This is a genomic window from Pseudoalteromonas sp. 23_GOM-1509m (assembly GCF_000518425.1).
GTDB classification, from domain to species: Bacteria; Pseudomonadota; Gammaproteobacteria; order Enterobacterales; family Alteromonadaceae; genus Pseudoalteromonas; species Pseudoalteromonas tetraodonis.
In genome coordinates this window covers 19,931-35,988 of sequence record NZ_JADO01000022.1, presented here as the reverse complement: position 1 = coordinate 35,988, position 16,058 = coordinate 19,931, and the positions used below count along the sequence as shown (strand labels likewise).

At 41.4% G+C, this 16,058-nt stretch carries 11 protein-coding genes; 8 read left to right on the top strand and 3 right to left on the bottom strand.

Features of this window, described 5'->3' with window-relative positions:
• Nucleotides 1–68 precede the first annotated feature (68 nt).
• The 7 genes from dnaA (at nt 69) to N523_RS0109485 (ending at nt 9,772) form a co-directional block, all read left to right on the top strand.
• A complete protein-coding gene (gene dnaA / locus N523_RS0109520; protein ID WP_008467048.1) occupies nt 69–1,457 on the top strand; it encodes a chromosomal replication initiator protein DnaA in 1,389 nt (462 codons plus the stop codon).
• Between the two features lie 13 nt (nt 1,458–1,470).
• Nucleotides 1,471–2,574: a DNA polymerase III subunit beta gene (gene dnaN, locus N523_RS0109515; protein ID WP_008112965.1), complete on the top strand. Its 1,104-nt coding sequence runs from the start codon at nt 1,471–1,473 to the stop codon at nt 2,572–2,574.
• Between the two features lie 15 nt (nt 2,575–2,589).
• Nucleotides 2,590–3,684: a DNA replication/repair protein RecF gene (gene recF / locus N523_RS0109510; RefSeq protein WP_028834900.1), complete on the top strand. Its 1,095-nt coding sequence runs from the start codon at nt 2,590–2,592 to the stop codon at nt 3,682–3,684.
• A 12-nt stretch (nt 3,685–3,696) separates the two neighbouring features.
• Complete coding sequence (gene gyrB, locus N523_RS0109505) at nt 3,697–6,123, top strand: DNA topoisomerase (ATP-hydrolyzing) subunit B (protein ID WP_013463644.1); 2,427 nt, start codon at nt 3,697–3,699, stop codon at nt 6,121–6,123.
• Between the two features lie 142 nt (nt 6,124–6,265).
• Entirely contained in the window at nt 6,266–7,168 is a 903-nt protein-coding gene (gene glyQ, locus N523_RS0109500) for a glycine--tRNA ligase subunit alpha (protein ID WP_013463645.1), read from the top strand.
• A gap of 2 nt (nt 7,169–7,170) precedes the next feature.
• The gene (gene glyS / locus N523_RS0109495) at nt 7,171–9,240 is read left to right on the top strand and encodes a glycine--tRNA ligase subunit beta (RefSeq protein WP_028834901.1); all 2,070 of its coding nucleotides are present in this window, start codon (nt 7,171–7,173) and stop codon (nt 9,238–9,240) included.
• A 79-nt stretch (nt 9,241–9,319) separates the two neighbouring features.
• Nucleotides 9,320–9,772 carry a hypothetical protein gene (locus N523_RS0109485; protein WP_024601485.1) on the top strand — a complete coding sequence of 151 codons (453 nt, stop codon included), beginning with the start codon at nt 9,320–9,322 and terminating at the stop codon, nt 9,770–9,772.
• A 170-nt stretch (nt 9,773–9,942) separates the two neighbouring features.
• Here the strand turns inward: N523_RS0109485 and tusA are convergent, their stop codons facing one another.
• The 3 genes from tusA to fadB all read right to left on the bottom strand — a co-directional run bounded on the left by tusA (nt 9,943) and on the right by fadB (nt 13,765).
• Nucleotides 9,943–10,182 (bottom strand): sulfurtransferase TusA, encoded by a 240-nt coding sequence (gene tusA / locus N523_RS0109480; RefSeq protein ID WP_028834902.1) that lies wholly within the window; start codon nt 10,180–10,182, stop codon nt 9,943–9,945.
• Nucleotides 10,183–10,431: 249 nt separating this feature from the next.
• The gene (gene fadA, locus N523_RS0109475; protein ID WP_013463651.1) at nt 10,432–11,601 is read right to left on the bottom strand and encodes an acetyl-CoA C-acyltransferase FadA; all 1,170 of its coding nucleotides are present in this window, start codon (nt 11,599–11,601) and stop codon (nt 10,432–10,434) included.
• 4 nt (nt 11,602–11,605) lie between these two features.
• Nucleotides 11,606–13,765 carry a fatty acid oxidation complex subunit alpha FadB gene (fadB, locus tag N523_RS0109470; RefSeq protein ID WP_028834903.1) on the bottom strand — a complete coding sequence of 720 codons (2,160 nt, stop codon included), beginning with the start codon at nt 13,763–13,765 and terminating at the stop codon, nt 11,606–11,608.
• A gap of 303 nt (nt 13,766–14,068) precedes the next feature.
• Here fadB and N523_RS0109465 point away from each other — a divergent pair, with 303 nt between their 5' ends.
• Nucleotides 14,069–15,955 carry a lytic transglycosylase domain-containing protein gene (locus tag N523_RS0109465; RefSeq protein ID WP_028834904.1) on the top strand — a complete coding sequence of 629 codons (1,887 nt, stop codon included), beginning with the start codon at nt 14,069–14,071 and terminating at the stop codon, nt 15,953–15,955.
• Nucleotides 15,956–16,058: the final 103 nt, after the last annotated feature.

Below are 16,058 nucleotides of genomic sequence, written 5' to 3'. Positions count from 1 at the left end.
ATACAGGTGTGATTTTTGAATCATTATTGATGTGCGGGAATAAAAATTATATCTCTGGGAGTTTTACTGTGTATCTGTCGGTTTGGCAAAGTTGTTTATATGTATTGCAAGATGAATTGCCTTCGCAGCAATTTAGTATGTGGGTCAGACCACTTCAAGCAGAAAGTACCGAAGATACCTTGACGATTTATGCGCCTAATCGTTTTGTACTTGATTGGGTAAGAGAAAAATACCTAAATAGAATAAATGAGTTACTGGTTGAAATTTGTGGTGTAGAAGCCCCTGAATTACGCTTTGATGTAGGCAGCAAGCCGCTATTAAATGCACAAGCTGCGCCGGTAGTTGAAACACAATCAGCACCAAGTACGCAAGCAACGGCAAAACAACAACCACGAGAACAAAAACCAGTTGTTGAGCCCGCTCCTAAATCGGGTTATAAATCAAACATTAAAGAAAACTATACCTTTGACAGTTTTGTTGAGGGTAAATCTAACCAATTAGCAAAAGCGGCTGCCACTCAGGTAGCAGATAATCCTGGCTCTGCATTTAACCCTGTTTTTATTTACGGTGGTACGGGCTTAGGTAAAACGCATTTATTACATGCGGTAGGCAACGGTATTATGGCCAATAAGCCAGATGCTAAAATTGTGTACATGCATTCAGAACGCTTTGTGCAAGACATGGTTAAAGCACTGCAAAATAATGCGATCGAAGAGTTTAAGCGTTATTACCGCAGTGTTGATGCACTCATGATTGATGACATTCAATTTTTTGCTAATAAAGAACGTTCACAAGAAGAGTTCTTTCATACCTTTAATGCATTATTAGAAGGTAACCAGCAAATTATTTTAACCTCTGACCGTTATCCTAAAGAGATAGAAGGGGTTGAAGATCGCCTTAAATCTCGTTTTGGTTGGGGATTAACTATCGCGATTGAGCCGCCAGAGCTTGAAACACGCGTTGCCATTTTGATGAAAAAAGCCCAGCAAAGTAAAATTAATTTACCGCATGAAGTGGCATTTTTTATCGCTAAAAAATTACGTTCAAACGTACGTGAACTTGAAGGGGCTTTAAACCGTGTAATTGCTAATGCAAACTTTACCGGCCGCCCAATTTCTATCGACTTTGTAAAAGAAGCACTGCGTGATTTACTCGCACTGCAAGATAAACTAGTCACCATAGACAATATTCAACGTACGGTAGCAGAATACTATAGAATACGTGTGTCTGATTTACTGTCTAAGCGCCGCAGTCGCTCTATAGCAAGGCCGCGCCAAGTTGCCATGGCATTATCTAAAGAACTCACTAATCACAGCTTACCTGAGATTGGGGATGCCTTTGGTGGGCGTGACCATACAACAGTACTGCACGCGTGTCGCAAAGTTAAATCATTACGTGACGAAAGCCACGAGATTAAAGAAGATTACCAAAATTTAATAAGAACATTGTCATCTTAGGGCTGACTTTATTATGCAAATAACAATATCAAGAGAACAATTTTTAAAACCATTGGTGCAAGTATCGGGTGCCATAGAGCGTAAGCATACGTTACCTATTTTATCTAACGTATTACTCGTGGTAGAAAATGGCCAGCTTTCAATGACAGGGACCGACCTTGAAATTGAATTAGTGGCGAGCGTGTTTGTAGGTGATGATGTTGCCGATACCAAGCTCACATTACCGGCTAAAAAATTACTCGATATTTGTAAAAGTTTACCGGATGGTTCTGATCTTACTTTAAGCTTGCAAGACCATCAGCTACTTTTAACCAGTGGTAAAAGTCGTTTTTCATTGACCACATTAGCGGCTGAAGATTTTCCTAATTTAGAGCAGTGGGATGGTGAGGTTGAGTTTCAACTAACGCGTTTAGAGTTGCGTAAATTACTTGAAAGCACGCACTTTTCAATGGCAAACCAAGATGTGCGTTATTACTTAAACGGCATGTCGTTTGAAGTTGATAACAGCGATATAAAAACAGTCGCCACTGATGGGCACCGTTTAGCGATTGCACAAAAGCAACTAGGTCAGTCATTAAATACACAGCGCCAATTAATTATACCGCGCAAAGGCGTGCAAGAAATTATGCGCCTAATGGTGGCCGACCAAGAGTTAGTGACTATTCAGTTTGGTGCTAATCACATCCGTATTATTGATATTGAGTTTACTTTTACGAGTAAATTAGTTGATGGCCGTTTCCCTGATTACCGCCGTGTTTTACCACGCGGTGGCGATAAAGTTATTACAGCAAACAGAGAATGGTTACGTAATGCATTTCAACGCGTATCGATTTTATCGAACGAAAAATTTCGTGGTGTACGTTTAAATTTATCAAATGGTTTATTAAAAATTACGGCTAACAACCCAGAGCAAGAACAAGCGGAAGAAGTAGTTGAAGTAATGTACGAGGGCGATGACCTAGAAATAGGGTTTAATGTGTCTTACGTGCTTGATGTATTAAATACATTAAAAACTGAAGATGTGTTATTTACACTTGCCGATTCAAATAGCAGTGCACTAATAGAAGGTGCAGGCGATGAAGAAGCGATGTACGTCGTTATGCCTATGCGTTTATAAGATTATAAATACATAATGAGCTTAAGTCATTTGAGCCTCAAATATTTTCGTAATATTGAGGCGCTGACGCTAGAACCAGTTAATGGCGTTAATATAATTTATGGTGAAAACGGCAGCGGAAAAACCAGCCTTTTAGAGGCTATATATTACCTTTCTCACGGCAAATCTTTTCGAACTTCTAAACATAAAAGTATTATTGCACACCAGCAAGATCAGTTTGTTATTCATGGCCGCAAAGCGTTATACGATTTATCTATCCCTATTGGTATTAGTAAAACCCAAGCGGGTGAAACCAATTTAAAAATCCAGGGTAAGGCGAGTCGAAAAGTATCTGAACTTGCCCAGTTAATGCCGGTACAAATAATAACACCAGAAAGCTACTCACTATTTTTTGGCGGTCCTAAGGAGCGCAGAAAGTTTTTAGACTTAGGTTTGTTCCACGTGGAACATGAGTTTTTTTTCTTATGGCAATCGTTTAATAAAGTGCTTAAACAACGCAACGCCTTATTAAAATCTAAGCCTAAGAATTATTTTGACCAAATCAAGTTTTGGGACAAAGAATTTGTTAGACTGGCAGAACAAATAAATAAATTAAGAATCGCGTATATAACTAGGTTTAAGCAGCAATTTTTTGATAAAATGTGTGCAGAATTAACGCTAATACGCGATTTAGAAATTAGCTTCAATGCGGGCTGGAAAGAGAGTGAATCTCTTTGTGATGCGTTAGAGCAAAGTTTTGAGCGAGATGCTCGCCAAGGCTTTACAAGTAAAGGCCCTCATAAGGCTGATTTTAGTTTTAGTGTCGCTGGCAGCAGTGTTGAGAATGTATTCTCACGCGGGCAATTAAAGTTATTGTTGTATGCGTTAAAAGTAACGCAAAATAGCTTAATTGAGTCAGAGACAGATAAGCAATCAATATTGCTAATAGATGATCTACCTTCAGAACTAAGCGAAGATACAAAAGAGAAAGTGGGCCAGTTATTGACTCACTGTAGTTCTCAAATATTTATTTCTTCAATTTTATCTGAAAGTATTTCTGCTGTGGTGGAACCCATGCAACGAGAACTAAAAATGTTCCACGTGAAACATGGCAACCTAATAACAAGATAAGTGGGATTAACCATGTCTGAGAATTATGATTCGTCGAGTATTAAAGTACTTAAAGGATTAGATGCAGTAAGAAAGCGTCCTGGTATGTATATAGGGGACACCGATGATGGTACGGGCTTACACCACATGGTGTTTGAGGTCGTTGATAACTCTATCGATGAGGCCTTAGCGGGTCACTGTGATGATATTTATGTCACTATTCACTTAGACGGTTCGGTATCTGTAAGAGATAACGGCCGTGGTATTCCTACTTCTATACATGAAGAAGAAGGTGTATCTGCAGCTGAAGTAATTATGACGGTGCTACACGCCGGTGGTAAGTTTGATGATAACTCTTATAAAGTATCAGGTGGCTTACACGGTGTTGGTGTATCGGTAGTAAATGCATTATCAGAAAAATTAAAACTAACCATTCGTCGTGAAGGTAAACTTCATGAGCAGTTTTACACTATGGGTGTACCTGATGCACCACTAGCTGTAATTGGTGATTCTGAAACAAATGGTACTGAAATTCGTTTTTGGCCAAGTGGCGAAACGTTCACTAACCTTGATTTTCATTACGATATTTTGGCAAAGCGTTTACGCGAGCTGTCGTTTTTGAATTCAGGTGTAAGTATCATATTAAGCGATGAGCGCGAAGAAAATAAAAGCGACCACTTTAAGTACGAAGGCGGTATCAGAGCATTCGTTGAATACCTAAACCGCAATAAAACACCAGTGCATAAAGGGGTATTCCATTTTACTCACGAACGTGAAGAAGATGGTATTAGTGTAGAAGTATCAATGCAGTGGAATGATGCATTCCAAGAAAACATTTACTGTTTCACAAATAATATTCCTCAACGTGATGGTGGTACTCACTTAGCTGGTTTTAGATCGGCGCTAACGCGTACGCTCAATAACTACATGGAAAAAGAAGGCTTTAACAAAAAAGCTAAAACAACCAGTAATGCAACGGGCGATGATGCGCGTGAAGGCTTAACTGCAGTTGTGAGTGTTAAAGTACCTGATCCAAAGTTCTCATCACAAACAAAAGACAAGCTAGTTTCTAGCGAAGTTAAGTCGGCAGTTGAGCAAGCAATGGCTGAAAAATTCACTGAGTTTTTATTGGAAAACCCATTGGATGCAAAAATTGTTGTTGGCAAAATTATTGATGCAGCACGCGCCCGTGAAGCAGCGCGTAAAGCGCGTGAAATGACACGTCGTAAAGGCGCTATGGACTTAGCTGGTTTACCAGGTAAATTAGCTGATTGCCAAGAAAAAGATCCAGCCCAATCTGAACTATACATAGTGGAGGGTGACTCAGCTGGCGGTTCAGCCAAGCAGGGTCGTAACCGTAAGAATCAAGCGATTCTTCCGCTTAAAGGTAAAATCTTAAACGTAGAAAAAGCACGTTTTGATAAAATGCTTTCTTCACAAGAAGTGGCAACGCTAATTACTGCATTAGGTTGTGGTATTGGCCGTGACGAATATAACCCAGAAAAACTACGTTACCACCGTATCATCATCATGACCGATGCCGACGTGGATGGCTCTCACATTCGTACCTTGCTACTAACGTTCTTCTACCGTCAAATGCCGGAAATTGTTGAACGTGGTTACATTTATATTGCTCAGCCACCTCTTTATAAAGTGAAAAAAGGTAAGCAAGAGCGCTATATTAAAGATGACCCTGCATTAGTTGATTACCTTACATCTTTAGCGCTAAGTAATGCTGCTCTTTACACGAGTGATAGTGCAGAAGCGGTTGATGGTGAAGCGTTAGAAGCAATCGTTCATGATTACCAAAACACGGTTAAAGTTATCGAGCGCTTAAAGCGTAAGTATCCAAACACAGTGATGAACCGTTTGATTTACCAAAGCGAGCTGAAAAAAGAAGACCTTTCAGACGAGGCTAAGGTAATTGCTTGGACCAAAGAGCTTGTTGATGACTTAGTTGCGCGTGATGAAGATGCAACTATTTTCCACGCAGGTACTGAACACGATACAGAGCGTAATTTATATTACCCTGTTGTGAATATTCGTCAGCATGGTGTGGATAAAGCGCATGTACTTCATTATGACTTTATTACTTCAAGAGATTACCAACGTATTGCTGTAACAGGTAAAAATATTGCTAATATCATCACTGAGGGTGCTTACATCCAACGCGGTGAAAAAACAAAACCTGTTGATAACTTTGTGGATGCATTGGAATGGTTGATCGCAGAATCTAAGCGTGGGATCTATATTCAACGCTATAAAGGACTAGGTGAAATGAACCCAAATCAACTTTGGGAAACCACCATGGATCCAAGCGCACGCCGTATGTTGCAAGTGACGATTGAAGATGCTGTTGCAGCGGATCAATTATTTGCCACGTTAATGGGCGATCAAGTTGAGCCTCGTCGTGAGTTCATAGAAACGAATGCACTGCGTGTGGTTAACTTAGACGTATAATTAAATTATGCTAATCACAAAAAAGGAGCCTTAGGCTCCTTTTTTATTTTCTCAATTGCACAAACTGCTTAAAACCTGAGTGTGCACAAGGTATACTGAGGGTAATTTTCACGCTACTTCTCAGATAGTAAAAAGCCAAAATATGCAAAAATATGACGTTAAAACCTTTCAAGGTTTGATCCTGGCTTTACAGGATTATTGGGCACAGCAAGGCTGTGTCATTATTCAACCACTTGACATGGAAGTGGGCGCAGGGACATTTCACCCGCAAACATTTTTAAAATCAATTGGCCCAGAGCCTATGTCGAGCGCTTACGTTCAACCGTGTCGTCGACCTACCGATGGTCGTTACGGTGAAAACCCAAACCGCTTACAACATTACTACCAATTCCAAGTTGTGTTAAAGCCATCTCCAGATAATATCCAAGAGCTTTATTTAGGCTCTTTAGCGGCGATGGGCATTGATACCCTTACTCACGAAGTGCGCTTTGTAGAAGATAACTGGGAGTCACCAACGCTGGGTGCATGGGGACTGGGCTGGGAAATTTGGTTAAATGGCATGGAAGTAACGCAGTTTACCTACTTCCAGCAAGTGGGCGGCTTAGAATGCTCACCGGTCACAGGTGAAATTACCTACGGCCTAGAGCGTTTAGCAATGTATATTCAAGGCGTAGATAGCATTTACGACTTAGTATGGGCAGACGGTCCATTAGGGCGCGTAACCTACGGTGATGTATTCCATCAAAACGAAGTAGAGCAGTCTACTTATAATTTTGAACATGCAAACGTAGAAGACTTATTTGCACAGTTTGATAAGTGCGAAGCAGAAAGCCAAAAGTTAATTGAAGCAAACTTACCATTACCTGCCTACGAGCAAGTAATGAAAGCATCGCACGCATTTAACTTATTAGACGCACGTCATGCTATTTCGGTGACCGAGCGTCAACGTTACATTTTACGCGTTCGTGCATTATCAAAAGCGTGTGCACAAAGTTATTACGATGCACGTGAAGCGCTTGGTTTCCCGCTGTGTAAGGATAAGTAAGCATGTCAGCAGAAAATTTATTAGTAGAAATTGGCACCGAAGAATTGCCACCAAAATCACTTCGTAAATTAGCCGAAGCCTTTGCTGCAAACTTAACAGCAGAACTTGAAAGCTTAGAACTTGCTCACCAAGGTGTGAGCTGGTATGCATCACCTCGTCGTTTAGGTTTACAAGTAAAAGCGCTAGACGCTAAACAACAAGACAAAGAAGTTGAAAAACGCGGCCCTGCAACTAAAGCGGCATTTGACGCTGAGGGCAACCCAACCAAAGCAGCCATGGGTTGGGCTCGTGGTTGTGGAATTGAAGTAAAAGATGCGCAAACACTCGAAACCGATAAAGGCGCATGGTTATTACATATTGCTAAAGTAGCAGGGCAAGAAACCAAATTACTAATGGCTGATGCAATTAGTAAAGCGCTTGCTAAATTACCTATTCCTAAACCAATGCGTTGGGGCGCGAATAAAACACAATTTATTCGCCCTGTGCATACAGTCACTATTCTACTGGGTAGTGAACTAATAGAAGGTGAGATACTGGGTAAGCAAGTGAGCAATCAACTGCAAGGCCATCGTTTTCATCATCCAGAAAAAATTAGCATTAACCATGCTGATGATGTGTTTGACGTACTTAAATCAGCTTACGTGATAGCTGACTACGAACAGCGTAAAGAACAAATTCGTGCGCAAATAGAAGACGCCGCAAAAGCAGTTAATGCCGTAGTTGCTATGGATGAAGATTTACTTGAAGAAGTTACTTCATTGGTTGAATGGCCAGTAACGCTAACAGCTACATTTGAAGAAGCATTTTTAGATGTGCCAGCCGAAGCGCTTATTTACACCATGAAAGACGATCAAAAATACTTTCCGTTATTAGATCAAAACGGCAAACTTTTAAATAAGTTTTTGTTTGTTTCTAACATCGAAAGTAAAGATCCAAGTGTGGTTATTTCTGGTAACGAAAAAGTAGTGCGCCCGCGTTTAGCTGATGCGCAGTTCTTCTTTGAAACAGATAAAAAGAAAACACTTGAAAGCCGACTTGAGTCGCTAGACAGCGTTTTATTCCAAAAGCAGTTGGGCACACTTAAAGATAAGTCACAGCGTATTAGTGAACTTGCCGGTTACATTGCAGAGCAACTAGGTGCAGATAAAGCACTAGCAGCGCGTGCTGGCTTATTAAGTAAAACCGATTTAATGACCGAAATGGTGATGGAATTTACCGACGTACAAGGTGTAATGGGAATGCATTACGCACGTCATGACGGTGAAGCTGAAGATGTCGCTGTTGCGCAAAACGAGCAGTACATGCCACGCTTTGCCGGCGATAACTTACCAACGAGTTTGATCAGCTGTGCAGTGGCTATTGCAGATAAGTTTGACACGCTGGTGGGTATTTTTGGTATAGGCCAAGCACCAAAAGGTGATAAAGACCCATTTGCACTTCGTCGTGCGGCTATTGGTGCATTACGTATCATGGTAGAAAAGCAGCTACCACTTGATATTTTAGACCTGGTTGCTAAATCACAAACCTTGTTTGGTGAAAAGCTAACCAACCTAAATGTATCGACCGATGTATTCGAATTTATGCTAGGGCGTTTCCGTGCTTGGTATCAAGATGAAGGCATTGAGGTAGATGTAATTCAAGCGGTACTTGCGCGCCGTCCAACGAAGCCTGTTGATTTTGATCGACGAGTTAAAGCCGTAAGCCATTTCCGCACTCTAGACGCCGCAGAATCGCTTGCAGCCGCTAATAAGCGTGTAAGTAATATTCTGGCTAAAAACAACATTACAACGCAAGGTGATGTTGATCAGAGCTTACTAAGTGACGACGCAGAAAAAGTACTGGCTGCGCAAGTTGCAAAATTTGCAACCGACTTAGCGCCACTATACAGTGATGGAAACTACCAAGAGGCATTAAGCCAATTAGCTGGTATTCGTGACAGTGTTGATAACTTTTTTGACAATGTCATGGTAATGGCCGACGATGAAGCGGTTAAGCAAAACCGCCTTGCGCTTTTAAGCCAGCTTAGCGGGTTATTTTTAGAAATTGCAGATATTTCTGTATTACAAAAATAACAGCCAATAGCTATTTAAAAAGCCAGCATTATGCTGGCTTTTTAGTGTTTTATTTATATTAGTTAATAGAGGATTCACCATGAAGCTCCCAATGAAACGCATTTTCACGTTAGCCTTAGTGGGCCTATTGAGTGCCTGTACCAGCCAAATTTCAATTAACGACGTGTTGCCGCAGCAAGAATTGGATCGCAGTATTTATTTAAGAGGGGACTTCACATTATGGGATGCCGAACCTCAATATCAATTTAAACAAGTCGGCCCTGCGCTTTACCAAGCCCAAGTTAGGTTTTCGACCCCAGGCAAAGTGTACGAATTTAAAATAGCGGATGCAGATTTTAGTGAAGGTTTTAACTGTGGCTACAGCGATTCACAGCCATCAGGGCAAAGCCTAACACTCGGCCAATCAACACGCGCCGACTGTAATACCATTTATAATTACTTTAGCTACACACCAGCGATTAAAGGCTCCTACATAGTCAGCATTGATTTTAGTGACTACGATGAGCCGCAAGTGACGATAACGAAGAAGTAAAAGCTGTAAGTCATCAGCCGTCAGTCGTTAGTTTAAAGATAAAATAAAAAACCGTGCTTGATTTAACAAACACGGTTTTTTTAATTTTGAGCTGATAGCTGATAGCTGATAGCTGATAGCTGATAGCTGATAGCTGATAGCTGATAGCTGATAGCTGATAGCTGATAGCTTTACAACCCTTTCTTCACCACATATCTATATGGTGACTCTTCAACTTCTTTAGCCACTAGCGTGTGATCCATGAACGTACAAAAGCTGGGTATATCACGGGTAGTTGAGGGGTCGTCGGCAATAATAAGCAGTGTTTCACCCTCGCTCATTTTGCGAATTGCAGCGCGCACCATCATCACAGGTTCTGGGCAGCGAAGGCCGATAGCATCTAATTGGTGATCGGGGTTATCAAAGCTCATAAAAATTACCTGTAAAAATAGTCGTGGCTTGGTTAGGTCGGGTAGTTTAGCGCAAATAAAGCTGTTGGTTAACTATTTTACGTATAACAAAACAGCCCAACTTATTAATAGATAATCTGAGATAAATTTAATGCACCCGCTCACATTATTCATTTTAAACCTGCAAAAGCGGGTGGTATAAAAAAGGCGAACTAACTTGCGCTAGTTCGCCTTTTAATCACCAAGCTGGTTTTACATGTTAAAAACTAATTAGTCTTGAACACGTTCAAATACAGTAGCAATACCTTGGCCTAAACCAATACACATAGTCGCTAAACCGTATTTTGCGTTTTTGTCTTCCATTAAGTGAATAAGTGAGGTGCTAATACGCGAACCCGAACAACCCAGCGGGTGACCCAGTGCGATAGCGCCGCCATTTAAATTCACTTTTTCGTCAACCACATCCGCTAAACCTAAGTCTTTAAGTACGGGTAATGATTGTGCTGCGAATGCTTCGTTAAGTTCAGCAACATCGATGTCATCAATAGTAATACCAGCTTGTGCCAATGCTTTTTTACTTGCTGGTACTGGGCCGTAACCCATGATTGATGGATCGCAACCGGCAACGGCCATCGCGCGAATATATGCACGAATTGGTAAGCCAAGTTCTTTTGCTTTTTCTTCGCTCATCACTAACATAGCTGATGCGCCATCAGAAAGTGCTGAAGACGTACCCGCTGTAACAGAACCCGTAGCAGGGTTAAATACTGGACGAAGTTGCGATAAGCCTTCAACGGTTGTTTCAGGGCGAATTACTTCATCATCTTCAACAAGGATAAGTGAACCGTCAGCATCGTGACCTTCCATTGCTAAAATTTCGCGGCGGAAACGCCCTTCAACTGTTGCAGCATGTGCACGTTGATGCGAGCGGTAAGCAAACTCATCTTGTTGCTCACGGCTAATACCGTGAATAGTAGCAAGGTACTCAGCAGTTAAACCCATAGAGCCAGATGCTTGTGCAATTGATGTAGCTAAGCCTGGGTGAAAGTCGTTACCGTGAGTCATAGGTACGTGGCCCATGTGCTCAACACCACCAATTAGGTAAGTATCGCCAGCGCCAGTCATAATAGCGCGAGCAGCATCATGCAATGCTTGCATTGATGAGCCACATAAACGGTTAACTGTGGTTGCTGGCACTGAATGTGGAATGCCTGCAAGTAGAGATGCGTTACGTGCAACGTTAAAGCCTTGCTCTAAAGTTTGCTGTACACAACCCCAATAAATATCGTCAATTGACGCAGGGTCAACTGCTGGATTACGTTCTAATAAGCCTTTCATTAAATGAGCGCTTAAGTCTTCCGCACGTTTGTTTTTAAATACGCCGCCTTTTGAGCGACCCATTGGTGTGCGGATACAATCTACAATTACTGGATTATTCATGATATTAACCTTCCACCTTATAGAAAACACGGCCTTCTTCAGCCCACTTGCGAGTTTGCTCTGATACTTGGTAAATCGCACCTAGGTGAGCGTATTTGTCTGCTGCTGCAACAAAATTAGCTAAACCTGTTTGATCTAAGTAACGGAACGCGCCGCCTCTAAATGGAGGGAAACCAACACCGTATACAAGTGCCATATCAGCTTCTTGAGGAGAAGCAACAATGCCTTCTTGTAAGCAAAGTAGCACTTCGTTGATCATTGGGATCATACAACGGTCAATGATTTCTTGTTTATCAAATTCTTTTGGTGCGTCTGTAATTGGTGCAAGTAGTTCAATCGCTGTTTGGTCATGCGATTTTTTAAGACGACCGCGACGGTCTGTTTCATACTTGTAAAAACCTGCTTTGTTCTTTTGACCAAAACGTTTTTCGTTAGCAAAAACAGTCACTGGATCTTTCTCTGCACGTGCCATACGTTCAGGGAAGCCGTCTGCCATTACGCCAGTACAATGGAAAGCAGTATCAATACCGACTACATCAAGTAGGTAAGCCGGACCCATAGGCCAGCCAAATACGTTTTCCATGACTTTATCTACTTTTGCAAAGTTAGCGCCTTCAACCACTAATTTGCTAAAGCCTGCAAAGTAAGGGAATAAAACACGGTTTACAAAAAAGCCTGGGCAATCGTTAACAACAATCGGCGATTTACCTAGTTTAAGTGCGTAATCAACTACGGCATTAATGGTTTTATCTGAGGTTTTTGCACCACGGATAATTTCTACTAATGGCATTTTTGGTACTGGGTTGAAAAAGTGCATACCACAGAAGTTTTCTGGTTTTTCAAGTGCTTCTGCAAGTAGGTCAATACAAATAGTCGATGTATTTGACGTGAGCACAGTGCCTTCTGGCATATTCTTTTCAAGATCAGCAAGTACGGCTTGCTTCACTTTAGGGTTCTCTACTACCGCTTCAACAATAATGTTGGCGTTTTGTAGGTCTGCATCGTTAAGCGTTGGTTTGATTTTGCTAAGCGTTGCTAGCATTTTTTCCATTGGCATATGGCCGCGCTTAACTTTTGCACCTAATAGCTTAGACGCTTCACCCATACCTAAATCAAGTGCATCCTGTTGGATGTCTTTCATGATGATTGGTGTACCTTTATAAGCAGATTGGTATGCAATACCGCCGCCCATAATACCTGCGCCTAATACAGCAGCTTGTTTAATTTCTACATCGCTGTGCTTAGCAAATTTACGTGCTTTACCTTTAATGTATTGATCCGCTAAAAAGATACCTGTTTGCGCGGCTGCTTCGTTGGTACGAGCAAGCTTTGCAAAGTTGGCATTTTCAATTGCCATTGCTTCGGCGCGTGAGCAGTTTGCTGCCGCTTTAATAGTGCGAACGGCCATAACTGGAGCAGGATAGTGGCCTTTGGTTTTACCCATTACCATACCTTCTGCCATTGCAAAGCTCATGCCTTGCTCAACACGGTTTAATTTAAGCGGTTGTAATTTTACAGCGCGTTTTGCTTGCCAATCTAGCTTGCCAGCAATCGCTAATTCTAATGTTGCTATACTTGACTCTTGTAGTTTGTTGGCACTAACTACTGCGTCAAACGCACCTACTTTAAGGGCATCAGCTGCGCGATTTTCGTTACCTGTGGTGATCCACATCATCGCGTTATCGGCGCCAATAATGCGCGGAAGGCGGACTGTGCCGCCAAATCCAGGCATTATGCCTAATTTAACTTCTGGTAAACCCATTTTTGCTGAGTCACTTGCAACACGATAATCGGTAGCAAGTGCCCACTCACAGCCGCCGCCAAGCGCCAAGCCGTTTATAACACTTAGTGTTGGAAATGGTAAATCTTCAATTGCATCAAAAACGTCAGTTGCATTTTTGATCCACGTTACTAATTCTGCTTCAGGTTTAGTAAAAGTAGGTAAAAATTCGAAGATATCGGCACCAATAATAAAGTGGTCTTTATCACTGGTAAAAATCATGCCTTTAATATCAGCGTTAGCGGCTAATTCTTTTAATGCTGCCGCGCAATCTGAAAGAGTTTGTTGAGATAATGTGTTTACAGAACCTGTAGCACAAAACTTAAACTCGGCGATGTTTTCCTTCACGAAGCTAACTTCAAAGGAATCGCTTTTATATAACATTATTATTCTCCCTAGTTGATGAACTAAGACTGGTACGATGAGTTCATATTCAGACCAGTGTGCTTGCTTTAAATTAAAAATGCAACGAAAAATTTATCTTGGTTACAAACGTCTGGTTAAAATATAGCTGGTTTGGTGCTAAGGTGGGTTTGAAAGTTTTCTTTATTCATTTTATTGCGCTGTCTTAGTGTTCATAGCTTGGGTTTTATTAGAATAAATAGTACAGCTGTGTATGTGCTGTTGTTTACTTACTCTTCGCCACACTTCGTCAGCCTTGAAGGTTACTATGCCCTAAAGGACATTATGAAAAAATACTTATTAAGCGTAGCGGCAGCGACTCTATTTTTCTCTTTCCCCTCTGCCAACGCGAAAACTGATGTTGATGCATTTTTAGACGCTGAAAAACAGGCGCGCTATGGCAATTATCAAAATTTTAAAGAAGCGGTGGATTCATTGTCTCATCCGCTTAAACCGTATGTTGAAAAAGCCTATTGGGAACGTTACCCCAGCTTAGCCCACCAAACAGAGATAGAAAATTTTCTCACTGTTTATGAACATACGCCATTAGAGTGGCCAGTGCGTAAAGCATGGTTAAACTATTTAAAACGCAGAAATCAAAAAGCAGCGTTTATTAAAAACTACCGTGAAACCTCTGACAGTGAGCTTACTTGTACCCACCTTACTTTTCAGCTTGATCTTGGTGCGCCTAAAAAAGCAATACTCAATCAGGTAACCGACTTATGGACAGTGGGTGAGTCGCAGCCAAGTGAATGCGATGGCCTTTTTAAACGCTGGCGTCAAAATGGTTATTTAACGCCCGATGTTGTTTGGCAACGTGTCACTTTAGCGGCACAAGGCGGGTCTTATCGTTTACTGCCTTATTTAAAAACATTGTTGCCAGCCAATGAGCGCTACTTAGCCGATTTATACTCAAAAGTAAGACGTGACCCAAGTGCAGCGGCGGGATTATACCGCTATAAGCGCAAAACAGTGAAAGAGGGTGAAATAGCGCTTTATGGTATTAAGCGTTTAATTTGGCGTGATAAAGAGTTGGCATTAAAGGCATGGCAAAAAATTGAGGGGTTATTTGATTACACTGATGATGAAAAAGCGGATGTATATTATACCTTTGCGCTTTCATTGGCGTCGAGCGGCCATAGCCAAGCTAGCTTCTATTTAAATAAAGTACCCAAAGAGCGCCAAGATCGTAAATTAATGCAATGGCAGTTAGCTAATCTACTCAAAACCCAAGATTGGGAGGGAATTGCGGCATTTTTTACAGGTAAAGAAAATCTTAGCTTAGGGCAACAGTATTGGCTTGCTTATAGTTATGACAAACGCGCAGATCATGAAAAAGCCAAGGCAATTTGGACTAAAGTGGCCGCTAATCGTGATTATTACGGCTTTTTAGCCGCTGCACGTTTGGGCATACCGGTTGACTTAAATGAGTTGCCCGTTAATGTAAATCAAGCTTTAGTAACAAGAGTGAGTAACGCACCGGGCTTTAAGCGTGCCAAAGCTTTGTATGAGTTAGAGCGCTTTACTGCTGCTCGACGAGAGTGGAATTATTTAACTGATACCTCAGCGGATGATGAAAAATTAGCTGCGTCGGTACTTGCAGCCGAGCTGGATTGGTTTGATAGTACTATATTCACCCTAGCAAAAATAAAAGCATGGGATTATGTGGATTTGCGTTTCCCTTTTGCATTTCAAGAAATGTTTGAGCGTTACAGCAAGCGAAGCAAAATTGACCTAACTTGGAGTATTGCTATTGCTCGTCGCGAAAGCTCATTTGCACCTGATGCGCGCTCCCATGCAAATGCACGCGGGTTAATGCAGCTATTACCGAGTACGGCAAAGTATATTAATAAAGGCACGGTTTCTAATCGTCGTTTGTATCAACCAAAAACCAACATTCGTCTTGGGACTCGTTATTTACAGTATTTAAAAAAGAAAAACCACGGCAATGAGGTGTTAGCTACAGCATCTTATAACGCTGGGTATCATCGTATTAAGCGTTGGTTACCAGAAGAAGCAATGCCGGCTGAGCTATGGGTTGAACTTATTCCTTACAGAGAAACCCGAGATTATGTAAAAAATGTATTTGCTTATCGGCAGGTTTATCATACTCGCCTTGGTCGGGAGGGAAACCTTCTAGCCCCCATATTAGAAATGACGATGGGCGGATAGTAAAAATAAATCTACAACCACAGAGGGATATTTACACAGTAAGTATCCCTCTTTTTTGAGCGCTTTGTGTATAAGTGGTAGACTCAAAGCAAGTTAAATTTAA

Excerpts from the sequence above, each read along its gene's own strand:
- dnaN (WP_008112965.1), top strand. The coding sequence starts at position 1,471 with ATGCAAATAACAATATCAAGAGAACAATTTTTAAAACCATTGGTGCAA.
- recF (WP_028834900.1), top strand. The coding sequence starts at position 2,590 with ATGAGCTTAAGTCATTTGAGCCTCAAATATTTTCGTAATATTGAGGCG.
- gyrB (WP_013463644.1), top strand. The coding sequence starts at position 3,697 with ATGTCTGAGAATTATGATTCGTCGAGTATTAAAGTACTTAAAGGATTA.
- glyQ (WP_013463645.1), top strand. The coding sequence starts at position 6,266 with ATGCAAAAATATGACGTTAAAACCTTTCAAGGTTTGATCCTGGCTTTA.
- glyS (WP_028834901.1), top strand. The coding sequence starts at position 7,171 with ATGTCAGCAGAAAATTTATTAGTAGAAATTGGCACCGAAGAATTGCCA.
- N523_RS0109485 (WP_024601485.1), top strand. The coding sequence starts at position 9,320 with ATGAAGCTCCCAATGAAACGCATTTTCACGTTAGCCTTAGTGGGCCTA.
- tusA (WP_028834902.1), bottom strand. The coding sequence starts at position 10,182 with ATGAGCTTTGATAACCCCGATCACCAATTAGATGCTATCGGCCTTCGC.
- fadA (WP_013463651.1), bottom strand. The coding sequence starts at position 11,601 with ATGAATAATCCAGTAATTGTAGATTGTATCCGCACACCAATGGGTCGC.
- fadB (WP_028834903.1), bottom strand. The coding sequence starts at position 13,765 with ATGTTATATAAAAGCGATTCCTTTGAAGTTAGCTTCGTGAAGGAAAAC.
- N523_RS0109465 (WP_028834904.1), top strand. The coding sequence starts at position 14,069 with ATGAAAAAATACTTATTAAGCGTAGCGGCAGCGACTCTATTTTTCTCT.